This is a genomic window from Streptomyces sp. NPDC006872 (genome assembly GCF_040635845.1).
Taxonomy (GTDB): Bacteria; Actinomycetota; Actinomycetes; order Streptomycetales; family Streptomycetaceae; genus Streptomyces.
Genome location: NZ_JBEYIL010000021.1, coordinates 172,555 through 186,422, shown reverse-complemented (window position 1 = coordinate 186,422; position 13,868 = coordinate 172,555). Strand labels below are relative to the sequence as shown.

At 69.9% G+C, this 13,868-nt stretch carries 12 protein-coding genes and 10 pseudogenes; 15 read left to right on the top strand and 7 right to left on the bottom strand.

All coding sequences use genetic code 11. The features are described from left to right. Window positions 1-7 precede the first annotated feature (7 nt). Together ABZ725_RS43505 and ABZ725_RS43500 are read left to right on the top strand one after the other, a co-directional pair. Window positions 8-184: pseudogene (locus tag ABZ725_RS43505) on the top strand (ABC transporter substrate-binding protein); the annotation flags it as partial. Between the two features lie 365 nt (window positions 185-549). Continuing rightward, window positions 550-1,029: pseudogene (locus ABZ725_RS43500) on the top strand (helix-turn-helix domain-containing protein); the annotation flags it as partial. A 169-nt stretch (window positions 1,030-1,198) separates the two neighbouring features. Here the strand turns inward: ABZ725_RS43500 and ABZ725_RS43495 are convergent. Further along, window positions 1,199-1,291: pseudogene (locus ABZ725_RS43495) on the bottom strand (DUF6131 family protein); the annotation flags it as partial. Between the two features lie 238 nt (window positions 1,292-1,529). Between ABZ725_RS43495 and ABZ725_RS43490 the strand changes: the two are divergent. Together ABZ725_RS43490 and ABZ725_RS43485 are read left to right on the top strand one after the other, a co-directional pair. Next, the gene (locus ABZ725_RS43490) at window positions 1,530-3,050 is read left to right on the top strand and encodes a catalase (RefSeq protein WP_358807877.1); all 1,521 of its coding nucleotides are present in this window, start codon (window positions 1,530-1,532) and stop codon (window positions 3,048-3,050) included. Between the two features lie 25 nt (window positions 3,051-3,075). Beyond that, on the top strand, window positions 3,076-3,234 hold the full coding sequence (locus tag ABZ725_RS43485) for a hypothetical protein (RefSeq protein WP_358807876.1): 159 nt from the start codon (window positions 3,076-3,078) through the stop codon (window positions 3,232-3,234). A gap of 234 nt (window positions 3,235-3,468) precedes the next feature. Here ABZ725_RS43485 and ABZ725_RS43480 read toward each other — a convergent pair whose 3' ends face one another. Continuing rightward, a complete protein-coding gene (locus tag ABZ725_RS43480) occupies window positions 3,469-3,588 on the bottom strand; it encodes an LPFR motif small protein (RefSeq protein ID WP_358807904.1) in 120 nt (39 codons plus the stop codon). Window positions 3,589-3,667: 79 nt separating this feature from the next. Between ABZ725_RS43480 and ABZ725_RS43475 the strand changes: the two genes are divergently transcribed. Beyond that, window positions 3,668-3,937, top strand: coding sequence for a hypothetical protein (locus tag ABZ725_RS43475; protein WP_358807903.1), 270 nt, complete (start codon window positions 3,668-3,670; stop codon window positions 3,935-3,937). On the opposite strand, the gene ABZ725_RS43470 is transcribed toward ABZ725_RS43475, so the two are convergent. From ABZ725_RS43470 to ABZ725_RS43455, 4 genes and pseudogenes are all read right to left on the bottom strand, one after another. Next, the gene (locus ABZ725_RS43470) at window positions 3,885-4,667 is read right to left on the bottom strand and encodes an RNA polymerase sigma factor SigF (protein WP_358807875.1); all 783 of its coding nucleotides are present in this window, start codon (window positions 4,665-4,667) and stop codon (window positions 3,885-3,887) included. The two genes, ABZ725_RS43475 and ABZ725_RS43470, sit on opposite strands and share 53 nt — an antisense overlap. 462 nt (window positions 4,668-5,129) lie before the next feature. After that, window positions 5,130-6,132 (bottom strand): annotated as a pseudogene (locus ABZ725_RS43465) (iron-containing redox enzyme family protein). Beyond that, window positions 6,129-6,389 carry a CDGSH iron-sulfur domain-containing protein gene (locus ABZ725_RS43460; protein ID WP_358807874.1) on the bottom strand — a complete coding sequence of 87 codons (261 nt, stop codon included), beginning with the start codon at window positions 6,387-6,389 and terminating at the stop codon, window positions 6,129-6,131. Before ABZ725_RS43460 ends, ABZ725_RS43465 begins: the two are co-directional and overlap by 4 nt. Beyond that, complete coding sequence (locus ABZ725_RS43455; protein ID WP_358807873.1) at window positions 6,373-7,050, bottom strand: HemK2/MTQ2 family protein methyltransferase; 678 nt, start codon at window positions 7,048-7,050, stop codon at window positions 6,373-6,375. The genes ABZ725_RS43460 and ABZ725_RS43455 overlap by 17 nt, the downstream gene beginning before the upstream one ends. 380 nt (window positions 7,051-7,430) lie before the next feature. On the opposite strand from ABZ725_RS43455, the gene ABZ725_RS43450 reads away from it, so the two are divergent. The 8 genes and pseudogenes from ABZ725_RS43450 to ABZ725_RS43415 form a co-directional block, all read left to right on the top strand. Next, the gene (locus ABZ725_RS43450; RefSeq protein WP_358807872.1) at window positions 7,431-7,592 is read left to right on the top strand and encodes a hydrophobic protein; all 162 of its coding nucleotides are present in this window, start codon (window positions 7,431-7,433) and stop codon (window positions 7,590-7,592) included. Between the two features lie 176 nt (window positions 7,593-7,768). Further along, window positions 7,769-8,137, top strand: coding sequence for a PRC-barrel domain containing protein (locus ABZ725_RS43445; RefSeq protein ID WP_358807871.1), 369 nt, complete (start codon window positions 7,769-7,771; stop codon window positions 8,135-8,137). Window positions 8,138-8,515: 378 nt separating this feature from the next. Further along, a pseudogene (gvpJ, locus tag ABZ725_RS43440) lies at window positions 8,516-8,671 on the top strand (gas vesicle protein GvpJ); the annotation flags it as partial. A gap of 356 nt (window positions 8,672-9,027) precedes the next feature. Continuing rightward, window positions 9,028-9,393, top strand: a complete 366-nt coding sequence (locus ABZ725_RS43435) for a GvpL/GvpF family gas vesicle protein (protein ID WP_358807870.1) — start codon at window positions 9,028-9,030, stop codon at window positions 9,391-9,393. Continuing rightward, entirely contained in the window at window positions 9,363-9,761 is a 399-nt protein-coding gene (locus ABZ725_RS43430) for a GvpL/GvpF family gas vesicle protein (protein WP_358807869.1), read from the top strand. Before ABZ725_RS43435 ends, ABZ725_RS43430 begins: the two co-directional genes overlap by 31 nt. Further along, a pseudogene (locus ABZ725_RS43425) lies at window positions 9,754-10,174 on the top strand (gas vesicle protein K). The gene ABZ725_RS43430 and the pseudogene ABZ725_RS43425 overlap by 8 nt, the downstream one beginning before the upstream one ends. 57 nt (window positions 10,175-10,231) lie before the next feature. Further along, a complete protein-coding gene (locus ABZ725_RS43420) occupies window positions 10,232-10,405 on the top strand; it encodes a CsbD family protein (RefSeq protein WP_358807868.1) in 174 nt (57 codons plus the stop codon). A gap of 124 nt (window positions 10,406-10,529) precedes the next feature. Next, window positions 10,530-11,051 (top strand): annotated as a pseudogene (locus tag ABZ725_RS43415) (hypothetical protein); the annotation flags it as partial. A gap of 29 nt (window positions 11,052-11,080) precedes the next feature. Here the strand turns inward: ABZ725_RS43415 and ABZ725_RS43410 are convergent. Further along, window positions 11,081-11,881: pseudogene (locus tag ABZ725_RS43410) on the bottom strand (HAMP domain-containing sensor histidine kinase); the annotation flags it as partial. A gap of 34 nt (window positions 11,882-11,915) precedes the next feature. Between ABZ725_RS43410 and ABZ725_RS43405 the strand changes: the two are divergent. Further along, window positions 11,916-13,364 (top strand): annotated as a pseudogene (locus ABZ725_RS43405) (NAD(P)/FAD-dependent oxidoreductase). Between the two features lie 13 nt (window positions 13,365-13,377). Beyond that, a pseudogene (locus tag ABZ725_RS43400) lies at window positions 13,378-13,836 on the top strand (short-chain dehydrogenase); the annotation flags it as partial. Window positions 13,837-13,868 lie beyond the last annotated feature (32 nt).

Genomic DNA, 13,868 nt, shown 5'->3' with positions numbered 1-13,868 from the left:
CCCAGGTACCTCGTTGATGATCGCTCAGACCAAGGGCGTGCCGATCAAGTCCGTGGTCAACGGAGTGGCCACCCACGGCAAGGCCGGGGCCGACGTCACCGGAGTCGGCGTCAAGAAGGACAGCCCGATCAAGCCCGCCAAGGACCTCGTCGGCAAGAAGGTGGCGGTCAACACCCTGCAGAACTCGGAGTCCTAGCTCACCGCCCGCCACGGGGTACAGGCGTCGTTGCGTCATCACGTCCGCGGACGCGCTCACCGGCGAGCGGGGAAGGCGCTGGACCACGACCGACCCGCCCGCCGGAAACCGCCTTCTGCCCGGCGGCTCTCCGTGGTCCGGCCGCCGGCCCGTCCTGAGCGCTCGCCCGCACTCCGCCCCCGAAGCTGTGGCTGCGCTCTCGTGGGCTGTCGTCGCCGCACTGGTGAGCGGAGCCACGCACCCGCCAGGCGTCATTGACTCCAGTGACGAGCCAGCGACCGCGGAGAGCCCATGACATCGACCCACGCTGTGCCGCCCGCCGGCCCCGTGACGGTGGCCGGGCCGCCGGAGGAGTGCTGCGCGGGCTCACCGATGTCGGAGGGGCGGCCGGCCTGAGCGATCTGGGACGGGCCACCGGGCTGGCCCGCGCCACCATCGACCGGGTGGCCGGAACACTCGCTCACATGGGGTACGTGCGCCTGGACGGCAGCAACGTCGTCCCTGAGCCCCGCCTGATGGAACTGGGCAACGCGTATCTGGCCGCTCTGCGTCTCCCCGACCTGTTGGCCGTGCACGCCGATGGCCTGGCCGACGAACTCGACGAGTCGGTGTCCCTCGCGGTGGCGGATGGCGACGGCATCCGCTTCATCCATCAGGGAATCCGCCGCCGTGCCTTGTCGCTGAGCTTCCGCATCGGCGACCTTCTACCCGCCGAACGCACCGCCCCCGGCCCGCTGCTGGCAACCGAATGGAGCGCGCAGCACTGGACGAGGTGGCGAGAGCGGCGGATCGCCGACCCCGAGGACCTCGGCTTCCCGGCGATCCCCGCTCGAGGCGCTGTGGATATCGACCACTACCTGTTCGACGAGTTCCGCCGGGCCGGGCTCCTCACCCGCCAAGAAGCATCCGAAGCCGGGCATCGCGCCTCCCGGATGAAACACGTCGGCTGTACTGAGCGCGCGCCGGGGATCCGGCGGTCCAGCCGGTCTGACCGGCTGCGGGCTACCAGTAGTGGCGTCGGCCGGCGACGGCGTGGCCGGCCGAGCCGAGGAGGAACAGGGCGAGCCCGATCACGAGCAGGATGATCCCGATCGTCGGGCCCTGCGCCGTCTGACCGGCCTGCCTTCCGATTGATCAATATTTCGCCGGGTACCCGTTTCGCTTCGAATATTCCAAAAGGGATGTCGGGTCCCGTCCGGGCCGGACAGTCGAGGGCGGCTGTATCCAGGAGATCCGTTGCCCGGAGGACGTTTGACGCGGCTTTTCGGGGTCACGCGTTTTGTGGGTCCCGAAAGGGCCGAGTACGGACCCCGGCGAAAAAATGAGGAGTGTCATGACAGAGATCCACACCGCCACCACCACCGACTCGGGCGCTCCGGTGGAGAGCGACGAACACTCACTGACCCTTGGGCCTGGAGGACCGGTCCTTCTGCAGGACGCCTACCTGATCGAGCAGATGGCGCAGTTCAACCGGGAGCGAATTCCCGAGCGCCAGCCGCATGCGAAAGGGAGCGGCGCTTTTGGTCACTTCGAAGTGACCCACGACGTGAGCGCCTACACCAAGGCGGCCGTGTTTCGGCCGGGCACGCGCACCGACCTGGTCATCCGGTTCTCGACTGTGGCGGGAGAGCGTGGCAGCCCGGACACCTGGCGTGACCCGCGCGGTTTCGCGGTGAAGTTCTACACCAGCGAAGGCAATTACGACATGGTCGGCAACAATACGCCGGTCTTCTTCATAAAAGATCCGATGAAATTCCAGCATTTCATCCGGTCTCAGAAGCGCCGCGCGGACAGCAACCTGCGCGACCACGACATGCAATGGGACTTCTGGACGCTCTCCCCGGAGTCCGCCCACCAGGTCACCTGGCTGATGGGCGACCGCGGAATACCGCGTACGTGGCGTCATATGAACGGGTATTCGTCGCACACGTACATGTGGATCAACGCCGGCGGTGAGCGGTTCTGGGTGAAGTACCACTTCAAGACGGACCAGGGCATCGAGTGCTTCACCCAGCACGAGGCCGATCAGATGGCCGCCGTCGACACGGATTACCACATGCGTGATCTCTTCGAGCACATCCGTGACGGGGACTGTCCCAGCTGGACCCTCCATGTACAGCTCATGCCGTACGAGGACGCCGCCGACTACCGCTTCAACCCCTTCGACCTCACCAAGGTGTGGCCGCACGGCGACTACCCGCTGATCCCGGTCGGCCGTATGACGCTCGACCGCAATCCGACGGACAACCACGCCGAGATCGAGCAGGCGGCTTTCCAACCGAACAACCTTGTCCCCGGCATCGGGCCGAGTCCGGACCGGATGCTCCTGGCCCGCCTGTTCTCGTACGCGGACGCGCATCGCCACCGCATCGGCGCCAACTACCAGCAGCTTCCCGTCAACGCGCCCGTCGTCGACGTCCACACCTACTCCAAAGACGGCGCGATGGCCTACCGCAGGACGACGGACCCCGTCTACGCCCCGAACTCCAAGGGCGGTCCGGCCGCCGATACAGCCCGTTACGGAACCCCGCCCGGCTGGGCAGCGGACGGCGAGATCACGCGCGCCGCATACGTGTCTCACCCGCAGGACGACGACTGGGGGCAGCCGGGAACCCTCGTACGCGAGGTCATGGACGACGCGGCCCGTGACCGCCTGGTCGACAACGTCGTCGGCCATCTCCTCGACGGCGTGAGTGAGCCCGTCCTCGAACGCGCCTTCGCATACTGGTCGAAGATCGACGAAGCGATCGGCAAGCGCATCGCCGACGGCGTGCGAGCGAAGTCCGACGAAAAGGACCCGAAGGCGGCGGCACAGGCCAACCCCGCGCGCCGTGCCATGCAGCACAAGGCGTAGGGCCCTCCAAGAGAGGAGGAACCCCATGAAGACCCCCGGTGAACACGACACACCCCCGGTCGACGACGAGACGCGGCGGCGGTCCGCGGAGCAGCGGAACGTCACCGCACCCACACCGCGAGATGTCCGGGACAAGGCCAAGGACGAAGACGAGCCAGAGTCCCCGACGGGAGACACCTCCTGACCGCCGCGTGACGGAAAGCCGTCGGCATGCGACGGCTTTCCGGTTCGGTGCTATCCCGGGTGGCCGGCTGCCGGTCCACGGGGTCGACCCCCACGGGGAACCCGCAGGACATCGGTCCGGTGGGCCTTCCGCTCTGCGTACCCACTACGGGCCGGGATGGGGTTCTCGCAGTTGCCTTGTCGCGTGCACATCGGGTCGCGCCAGGACGCGTCGCCGAAGCTCGTCACCGCGTCGTCAGTGCGCGGAGCGCGACGCCCCGCCGAACAGCCGGGCAAGCGCCCTGAAGGGCAGTCTCACGACGGTGACGATCGCGCCGCCGATACCGCGGAGCACATCTGCGATGGCGCGGAACAGCGGCGCGGCCCTTGGACTCTTTCCGCTGGCCGTCGGCTTGATCGTCGTCGTCGCGTTGATCTGAGCCGTACGGCTCGGCATCAGGACCCGCAGTCGGGAGTCGGCGCTGCCGCGCCCGGAGGAGCGGCTGCCGGAATCCGGGCCGACCCACGAAGTTCGGGAGAGGCGCGAGCCCGACGAGGCGCCGGCGTTGGGGCTGGGGCTGGGGTTCGGCGTGAGCACGGGTTCCGTCCGGAGAGCGTCTGCGGAGAGCGAGCGGACTCCGCCGCGCGTGCGCACCCGACCCGGCGGGGGACTCAGGCCGCGTCGTGCATCGCTTGGTCACGCAGTCGGTCGCAGCAGCGGCTGATCAGCCGGGAGACGTGCATCTGTGAGATGCCGAGCTGCTCGGCGATGGCAGCCTGCGTCAAGCCGCCGAAGAAGCGCAGGTGGAGGATGAGCTGGTCGCGCTCCGGCAGCGTCTGAATACCGGGCTTGACGGTCTCGCGGTTGATCACGGTGTCGAGGGCCGGATCGGGCGCCCCGAGCGTGTCGCTGAGGGAGTACCCGTCCTCACCGCCCGGCAGCTCCGCGTCCAGCGAGAGGGCGGTGTAGCTCTGCAGAGCCTCCAGCCCGACCAGGACGTCCTCCTCGCCGAGGCCGGCCTGAGCGGCGATCTCGGCGGTGGTGGGCCGACGGCCCGGGACGGTCTGGGACAGATCCTGTATGGCGAACCGCACCCGGTTGCGCAGGTCCTGCACCCGGCGTGGCACATGCACGGTCCACGTGTGGTCACGGAAGTGCCGCTTGATCTCGCCGGTGATGGTCGGGACGGCGTAGCTCTCGAAGGCGTTGCCGCGCTCTGGGTCGTACCGGTCGACGGCCTTGACCAGGCCGAGGGCCGCGACCTGGCACAGGTCCTCGGAGCTCTCACCCCGGTTCCGGAACCGTCCGGCGAGCCGGTCGGCCATGGGCAGCCACGCAACCACGATCTGCTCGCGGACGGCGTCGTGCTGCGGGCCGGGAGCGAGCAGAGCGAGCGTACGGAAGGACTCAGCGGTGTCGGGTGCGTCGTCGTGCGCATGGTGATCCGTACTCATTCGAGCGGTCATGGTGCTTCACCGCGCTTCCCCTGGTCTGGAGTGAACGATCGCCATGGGGAGCGCACTCGCCATACGGACAGGCATACCCGGTGCGACGATTTGTCGCTCCCACGGACGTGCCCGCTTGTCTGAAGCACTGTTCGGCGGGTACCCCCGCTCCTTGATGGCAAACACCCGGTCAGACCCGCGGCGGGTCGGCGTCGAGGAGCTGCTGAGAGCCGGCGGCCGGTGTTCCGCTGTGGCAGCGGCAGCTCCTCGTTTCTGCCCAGGGCGGGCAGAAGGCCGAGGACGAACGGCGGGACGAGCGCAACAACAAACCCCGTGTCGGCGTCCGGACTTCGGGTACGCGGTGGCACGCCTGAAGATCCGGGCATCGCGGCGCGCCGTACGACCGCGCCGGTTGCCGACCGGGCTTCCGCCTCAGCCCGCGTGTTCAGCCCGCGTGTTCAGCCCGCGTGTTCAGCCCGCGGGGGAGGGGGACGGCAGTCCGTGGGACGCCGGGCCGATGGGCGGCTGTTCGCCTTCTGCCGGGATGTCCCCGCGCAGTCCGGTGGCGCCCTCGTGCCAGGCACTGAGCAGTCTGTCCTCAAGATGAGTGGTCACGCGGATCCCGAACACCACGTCGGCGTTCAGGTACGGCTCGCTCTCCAGAAGCCCGCCGACGACGTCGTACCGTAGGACCTGTTCGTGCACCGCGTCCGCCTCCACGTGCTCGGTGTAGAACCGTACGGCCGCCGGTCCGGCACCCACGCGGCGCATGGCCTCGGCGAGGCGGCGGGAGGCCGGGGAGGAGGTCACCTCGACGGCGGCGAAGTGTCCGACGAGCGCCGCGCGCAGCGCCCGGTGCAGACCGAACAGGGACATCAGGTTGACGGTGGCCAGCGCCTCGGCCGGCGCGGCCCGCACCGAACTCGTCGAACTCCACGGCGACCATCGCCGCCTTGGCCCGCCCGTGGAGCCGGGGGATGACCCAGGCGTGCGGGTCGGCCTCCTTGAGGTGGTACAGGGAGCGCATGGCGGCGTACGCGCGCAGGTGGTCGAGGCTGCCTTCGTTCCGGAGGAAGTGGGAGACGCCGGTGCCGTCGTCGCCGACCGGTTCGAGCTGGAGTTCGTCCAGGGCCTGCTCGGCCGTCTCCGTGCCGTCGATCGGCACGTCCCGGCGCAGTGCGCTCAGGAAGCGGTTCTCGATCGCGGCGCGGTGCGTCAGCAGGCCGCTGTCCCACTCAAGGCTGTCGGGGACGTCCTGGAAGCCCTGGTAGTGCAGCTCGTAGAGGACGTAGAGGGCGAGCTGGAGGTCGTCGCCGTACGGGGGACAGCCCTCGGGGGACGGCACCCGCCCGGGGTCCGAGCCCCGGGCGGGTGCCGTCACCGCGGCGGAGAGCGGGCCGCGCGGCTCGGGCAGCGGCGGGGGCCGGAGCCGGAACTCGTGCCGGGGGCGGGCACGGGGACTGGAGCCTGTCATGCGGTCCCGCCCTCCTTGTCCTCCTTGTCCTCCTTGCCCTCGCCCGGAGCGGAAGGCTCAGGGCGGCGGCGATGGCGATGGCTGGTGTCGCACCAGGGGAAGGCGCGGCTGCGGCTGCAGATGCAGACCGCCACCGTGAAGCGGTGCGAGACCGTCACCTCGCCGTCCTCGCCCACCACTTCGACCGGCCCCTCGATGAGCAGGGGCCCGTCGCGCTGGACGCGGACGCGGCGGGGGCGTTCAGGCGTGTTCGGCACGGATCACCACCAGCTCCTCCGTCGTCCCGCCGGCCGTCAGCCCCTGCTCACGCAGCCAGGCGAGCCGGGAGCGCAGCACGCGGCCGAAGGGCAGCGAGGCCCGGTCGACGACCTCCGCGAGGAGACCGACTTCCTCCAGACGGGTCAGCGTCGCGTCGATGCCGCACAGGTGGGAGTGCACGATCAGCAGCGTCCTCGTCGACCGCAGGACCGCCGGCGCGGTCTCGCAGACGCGGTCGATCAGCAGCCGGCCGTCCCTTCCGGCGTTCCAGGCCCTGGCGGGGCCCCGGACCGGCGTGGTGCCCGACGCGGGCACGTAGGGCGAGTTGGCGATCACGAGGTCGAAGCGGTGGCCGGATACGGCTGTCGTCAGGTCGCCGTGGCGCAGGCGCAGGGTCTGTCCGTTCAGCAGGGCGTTCAGCCGGGTGGCGGCGAGCGCCCGCCAGGAGATGTCGACCGCGGTGACCCGGCCGCCGAGCCGGGCCGCCTCCACCGCGAGCAGACCGTTCCCGGTGCCCAGGTCCAGTACGTCCGTCTCCGCCGTGATCTGCTCGCGGCGCATCGCCCTCCGGAGCAGCCGGGTGTCGGCCCCCGGGGCGTAGACGCCCCGGGGGATCCAGCAGCGGAGGCCGGGGGCGGCGGTGAGGGCTTCGGTCGTCATGGGTGGTGCCCCTCAGCCACGCGCCCGCAACGGGGACAGGGACAGGGCCCGCGCGACAAGTTGACGAGGAGTGCTCGCACGTTCGCTCCGATGCCGGGGACAGGCGGCCCGCTGCACGGACATGAGCCGGCAGCACGTCACGGGTACCCCTTGGCAGCAGACGTAACGAGAGCCGAGTCACTGGGAGGAGGGGGAGCGGTCCGGCCGAGGTCACGAGAGGCTGCCCCCTTCCACATACCCGGCGGGCGACCTTGCGGAGCTTGCGGAATCACCCGGATCCGCTGCGGGCGAGGGTTCCACGTTCGAATGCCGGCGGATTTCGAAGTCGTACGCATGGCCGGAGAACAGTTGGGTAATCGGTGGTTCGGAGGTTGATAGTCATGATTCCCTTGCTTCTCGTTCTTCTGCTGGCTCTGATCCTGTTCGGCGCGGGTTTTGCGCTGAAAATTCTGTGGTGGGTTGCCATTATCGTGCTGGTGTTGTGGCTTATCGGCTTCGTCGCCCGTCCGAAGAGTGGGAGCGGCCGCTGGTATCGCTGGTAGCTGACCTGCGGCGATACATTTCAAGAAAAGAATACCGAATCCAATGGGTGTGAGGCCCTGGGTGTGGGGCACTCGCGAAAAGGGTGGTCGCGGAGACCGCCGCGCATGACATACGCAAAAAGGAGGAACGGCGGGGGATCCCGCTGTCCTCTGTTTACCGGAGGAGTTGTTTTCGCGTGACCGGTAATATGTGGAGCTATGATTCGACTGCGGGCCGTCTGGCCGGCGCCGACCTCAGCGGGTACAAGGTCGAGGCCACGGACGGCAGCATCGGCAAGGTCGACAAGCACTCCGACGAGGCCGATGCCGCCTACCTGGTGGTGGACACCGGTGTGTGGATCTTCGGCAAGGAGGTCCTGCTCCCGGCGAGCATGGTCGTCGGCATCGACCCCGACGAGCGGAAGGTCTTCGTCGGCCGCACGAAGCAGGAGATCAAGGACGCTCCGGAGTTCGACCGCGACAAGCACCTCGGCAACCAGAGCTACCACGATGAGCTGGGCATCTACTACGGCACGGGCACCGCGTTCGGCGGCCCGCACACCTGACCCGACGCCTGCTCCTCGCGCCGCGGCCCCGGGACTCGCAAGGAGTCCCGGGGCTCTCGCGTGTCCCGGCGAACCTGACGAGCGCGGCGCGGGGGTGTCAGGGCGTGAAGGCGTGAAGCTTCATGCCTTCACTCGCTCGTCCGCGTCCTCGTCGGAGAGGGTGACACAGCGATGGAAGTGCTTGGCGTCTGCTGACTCAACTCCTCGCCTTCCCGCTGGTGCCCGTACGGGGCGTGGGCTGGGTCGTCGACCGGGTGACCGAGGCCGCCGAACAGGAGTGCTGCGACCCCGAGGGCCTTCGGCGAGCGCGAGGACCGACGGCTGAGCACGTACCCCTCCCGGGCAACGGCCCCGTACGGCTACGACCACGGCTCCTCGGTGACCCTGGCCGACATCATCGAGCGCGTCCTGGACAAGGGCATCGTTATCGCGGGGGACATCCGGATCAATCTCCTCGACATCGAGTTGCTCACCGTCAAACTCCGGCTCATCGTCGCTTCCGTCGACAAGGCCAAGGAAATGGGGATCGACTGGTGAGAACACGATCCGTCGCTCTCCTCCCGCGCCGACGACCGGGCACTGGCCGAAGAGAACAGACGGCTGCAGGCGGAGATCGAGGCACTGGGGGGCGAGCGGGCGCTGCCGCCGGCCGAGGCGGGGTCGACCGCCGGACGGCGCCACCGCCCTTCGCGGCCCTCCACCACGCGGCGCAGGAACGAGGTGGCCGATGACTGAAAGGGTCGCCCATGCCTACGCCGTTCTGCGTGCCGCAGAGGGCCTCGGTGCGGCCCTGGACGGGGTGGAAGGCGTGACGAAGGCACCCGTTCGCCTGGTGCCGGAAGGCTCCGGGGGCGCGGGAGGGAGACGCTCTGGCGGCTGCCGTCAGTTCGGTGCCCGCCCAGGACTTTCAGGAAACTGCCCTGCGACGCCATCTGGGGGACCTGGACTGGCTGCAGACCGTTGCCCGCGCCCACCACACCGTGATCGAGGCCCTCGCCGCGCGCACCACCGTGCTGCCCCTACGGCTCGCCACGGTGCAACTGGACGACGGGCGGGTGGAGGCGATGCTGAGCGAGGGGGCAGACGAGTTCTCGCATGCCCTGCGGCGACTGGCGGGACACCTCGAATGGGGCGTGAAGATCTACGTCGAGCCGCAGCCGGACCCGCAGGAGCCGGAAGGCGGGAGCCGGACACGCATGCCTCCGGTGCGTCGGTCGGTGCGTCGGTGGCGTCGTCCGGTACGGCTGACGAGCTGAGTCCGGGCCGGGCCCATCTGCGCGCCCGTCGCTCACAGCGGCACTCGCGCGACGAGTCCTACCGGGCCGCCCGCCAGGCAGCCGAACGAGTCGAGGCGATCGGTCGCGCCATGGCTGCCGGCCAGGCCCGGCATCGGGTTCAGCAGGGGGAACTCGCCGCCGGCGCCGCAGAGAACGTCGTCGACGATGCCTACCTTGTCTCCCGCGAGGCGGCGGCGGATTTCCGCACGCGGGTCCTCGACGCCGTCCAGGACCTGGCCGACGTACGCATAGACGTCACCGGCCCGTGGGCGCCCTGCTCTTCGCCGCCACGCCCGGTGGGCAGACCCCGGCGACGGCCTGGCACCATGACCCGTCGCCGTGGGTGACACCGGTACGCCCCGACGGCATCCCGATCGACCGGACCGCCGGGCCGAGGTCGCCGACGCGGCCGCCCGGGCCTTCCGGCTGCTGCCCGCCGTACCGGACGGCACCCGAGAGCCCGGGCCGCCGCACCCCGCCCGGCGTATCAGCACCGATCCTGACACCGTCGAACGGGACCTCGTCAGACTCGTCCTCACGCTGGTTGAACTGTTGCGGCAGCTCATGGAGCGCCAAGCCCTGCACCGCGTCGACCAGCAGGACCTCACCGAGGAGCAGGAGGAGCGGCTGGGCTCCACTCTCATGATCCTCCACGACCGCAATGTTGGAGCTGTGCGCCAGTTACGGCCTGACCATGGAGGACCTCAACCTGGACCTCGGCCCGCTCGGAACACTTCTCCCACCTGTTCGTCCCGGCTGACAGGGGGTACTCGGGGTGTGTTCACGATTTCCCACCTGACTAGGAGGGTGAGCGACAATGGGTGGAGAGCAAAAGGCAAAGGGAAAGATGGAAGAAGCCGAGGGAAAGGCCAAAGAGGCGGTCGGTCGTGCCGTGGGCAACGAGCGGATGACGGCCGAAGGGCAGGCCAAGAAGTCGAAGGGTGCGGCCCGTCAGGCCAAGGAGAAGACGAAGGACGTTTTCAAGCACTGACCAGGCAGTTACCGAGCGGGATCTCATGTCGGGGATCCCGTTCCTTTGCGCCCTGGGCCCCGGGAGGCGAGGAGATCATGGCCGTGCGACATCCTGCCGAGAGAGGCAACGGGAGATTCGAGGCGTGTTCGGCACGATGGCCGCCGACGTCCTGCATGTCGGCCTGGGCGTGCCCTATGCATTCTCGACCCCGTTCTTCATGGCCGCGCTGGCTGCCGTCTTCGTCCTCTGGTATCGCAGCGAACGCACCCTGTCCATCCACAGCATCCACACCCGACGCCGCGAGATCTTCTACTGGGCCGCCGTGCTGGCCACCTTCGCGCTGGGCACCGCCGCGGGCGATCTGACCGCCACGATCGGCTTCGGTTACCTGGGTTCCACCGTCCTGTACGCCGCCGCGATCGCCGTTCCGGCCGTCGCTCACCGCTGGGGCGGCCTGAACGCAGTCGTCGCTTTCTGGGCGGCGTACGTCATCACCCGCCCGCTCGGAGCCTCCGTCGCCGACTGGATGGCCGTGGGCCACGACCGAGGCGGACTCGACCTGGGCCTCGGGCCGGTCACGCTGTCCTGGACGGTGGCCATTCTCGGTTTCGTCGGCTATCTGGCCGTCTCGCGCAAGGACATCCGGCACGACGTCGTGCAGTGATGCGTCTGTGCCGCCGAGTGGGGCTGACGTCACCCGGCAGGCAGGCTGATGACGAATCGTGCCCCGGGGGTGTGCGCGGGGTCGTACGTCACCTCGCCGCCGGCGCTGCGTGCGAGGCGTCGCGTCAGCGGCAGTCCGAGGCCCGCCCCATGGTGTCCGTCGCCCGGATCCGCACGTTGACCGGGCGCGAAGAGCTGTCCGGCGAACGGAGGTGGTACGCCGGGCCCGTCGTCGATGACGTCGATGCATACGCCGTCGGGTGCGTGGTATGCGCGGACGGCGATGTTGGAGCGGGCGTAGCGGCAGGCGTTGGTGAGAAGTGGGCTGATGATGCGTTCGAGGTGGGCGGGTGGGACTCCGGCCTTCAGCTGCGGGCCGTCGACGGTGACCGTCAAGTGGCCTGGTGTGTCCGGGGCTTCGGCGAGGAGTTGCAGCGTGGGCAGGACCTCGGCGGTGCCGGGAGCGGTGAGGGTGCCGCCCCTGGCGTCGTCGAGAAGTGTGTCGCAGATGGTGCGCATGGACTCGGCGGCATCGGCGATGACCTTGTGGGTGCTGCGGGTCTGGTCCTCTGTGCGGGGGCGGGTCTGCCACCAGTCGAGTTCGGCGATGATCCGGCTCAGGGGCGTACGCAGCTCGTGCGAGAGCTCCCCGGTGAGCTGCCGTTCGTGGCGCAGAAGGGTGCGGATGCGGTTCAGTATCGCGTCCAGCGACGTGCCGAGGCGGGCGAGTTCGGCCGGGTGACGCATGCTGGCGAAGCGTTCTTCGGAGGCGACGGCGCTTTACTGGGTGGCCTGGTCGGTCATCGTGCGGACGGGGCGCAGCGCGCGGCCTCGACGGCCGGGCCGCGCGCCTGGGGAGGCGGCGATGCCTGACGCGGTGGTGATCGGGGCCGGGCCCAACGGACTGGTCGCGGCGAACCTCCTGGCCGACGCCGGTTGGAGCGTGGAGGTCCTTGAGGAACAGCGCGAACCCGGCGGGGCGGTGCGGCACGACAGGAGGGTGGACCCCGACTTCGTCACCGACCTCTTCAGCTCCTTCTACCCGCTGGCCGCCGCGTCCCCCGTGCTGCGCGGCCTGCGCCTGGAAGAGCACGGACTGCGGTGGAGCCATGCGCCGAGCGTCCTGGCCCATCCCCTGGCCGACGGCAGATGCGCCGCCCTCGACCGCAGGATCGACGCCACCTCCGCCTCCCTCGACACCTTCGCAGCCGGGGGCGGAGACGCATGGCGACGGCTGCCCGCGGTCTGGGAACGACTGCGTCCCGACATCCTGGACGCTCTGTTCACTCCCTTTCCCCCGCTGCGGGCCACGGCGCGGCTCGCCGTCCGGCTGCGGGCTGCGGACGGACTGCGGCTGGCTCGCACCCTCCTTGCCGGTGCGGCGCATGGGGTCGGAGGAGTTCGCGGGCGAGGGCGGCAGGTTGCTGCTGGCCGGCAACGCCCTGCACGCCGATCTCGCGCCGGAGGCCGCGGGCAGCGGCGGTTTCGGCCGGCTGGTGTCCATGCTGGGCCAGACGTACGGCTTCCCTGTCGGTCGGCGGCTCCGGCGCCCTGACCGATGCACTGGTACGGCGACTGCACGCCCGTGGTGGCGCCGCGCGTCACGGACAGCGTGCCAGCCGGATCGCCGTCCGCGACGGGCGGCCGCCGGTGTACGCACCGCCGACGGCGACAGCCTCGCCGCCCGCCGTGCCGTGCTGGCGGATGCGTCGGTGCCCGCGCTCTACGGCGACCTCCTGGACCCGGAGCATCTGCCGGCCCAGCTGCTGGAGGACCTGAAACGGCTCGAGTGGGACTTCGCGACCTTCTAGGTCGGCTGGGCGCTCGACGCTCCCGTGCCCTGGCAGGTGGGTCGGGCCGGCCGGGCCGGCACCGTCCACCCGGCCGACGGACTGGACGAGCTCACCCGGTTTGCCGCCCAGATCGCGACGGGCGCTGTGCCCGACCGCCCCTTCGCGCTGTTCGGCCAGATGACGACCGCCGACCCCACGCGTTCGCCCCGAGGGACCGAGTCGGCCTGGGCCTACACCCACGTACCCCAACGGATCACCTCTGACGCTGGTGACGAAGGGCTGACCGGCGCCTGGGACGCGAAAGAGCAGGAGGCGATGGCCGACCGGATCGAACGCCAGGCCGAGTGGTTCGCTCCCGGATTCCGGTCCTTCATCCGGGCCCGGCGCATCCTGGCTCCCCCCACGCTGCAGATGCTCGACCAGCGGCCCTGCGCGGCGACCTGCCACCCGGCCTGGACCGCCTGCAGCGCATCCTGGCCCACCGCGACCGCACCGGTGCCAAGCGTCCGCCGGTCCGCTGACGCTCCGCGGCGGATCAAGGGAGCAGCTCATGCGCGACAGCCCCTCGAAGGCCGCACCATCGTCGTGATCGGAGCCGCACGTGGGCTGGGAGCGGCACAAGCACGCGACCTTGCCCGGCGCGGCGCGCACGTGGTGCTGATCGGTCACGAGACCGACGTGACCGCGTGACGGCGGGTCATCGACGTCAACCTCACAGGCAGAGCCCTGACCGGCGCGCACGTTCGTGCTTCGCAGTCCGGCGCGGAAGCATTCGCGCACGCCCTGCGCGCCGAGGCGGCCCGGCACGGGGTAGCCGTCGGCATCGCCTACCTGAACCGGATCGACACCGACATGATCCGCGATGCCGACCACCACGCCGTCCTGAGCGAACCGCGTGCCCACATGCCCCTACCCGCCCGGCGCGTCCACCCCACGGACCGCCGTCGCGCACCGCTCGTACAAGCCGCGGAACACCGGCGTACCGCCGTCTACGCCACCGCCGACCGGCAGCGGCAGTGACGCGC

Excerpts from the sequence above, each read along its gene's own strand:
- ABZ725_RS43490 (WP_358807877.1), top strand. The coding sequence starts at position 1,530 with ATGACAGAGATCCACACCGCCACCACCACCGACTCGGGCGCTCCGGTG.
- ABZ725_RS43420 (WP_358807868.1), top strand. The coding sequence starts at position 10,232 with ATGGGTGGAGAGCAAAAGGCAAAGGGAAAGATGGAAGAAGCCGAGGGA.
- ABZ725_RS43485 (WP_358807876.1), top strand. The coding sequence starts at position 3,076 with ATGAAGACCCCCGGTGAACACGACACACCCCCGGTCGACGACGAGACG.
- ABZ725_RS43450 (WP_358807872.1), top strand. The coding sequence starts at position 7,431 with ATGATTCCCTTGCTTCTCGTTCTTCTGCTGGCTCTGATCCTGTTCGGC.
- ABZ725_RS43455 (WP_358807873.1), bottom strand. The coding sequence starts at position 7,050 with ATGACGACCGAAGCCCTCACCGCCGCCCCCGGCCTCCGCTGCTGGATC.
- ABZ725_RS43470 (WP_358807875.1), bottom strand. The coding sequence starts at position 4,667 with ATGAGTACGGATCACCATGCGCACGACGACGCACCCGACACCGCTGAG.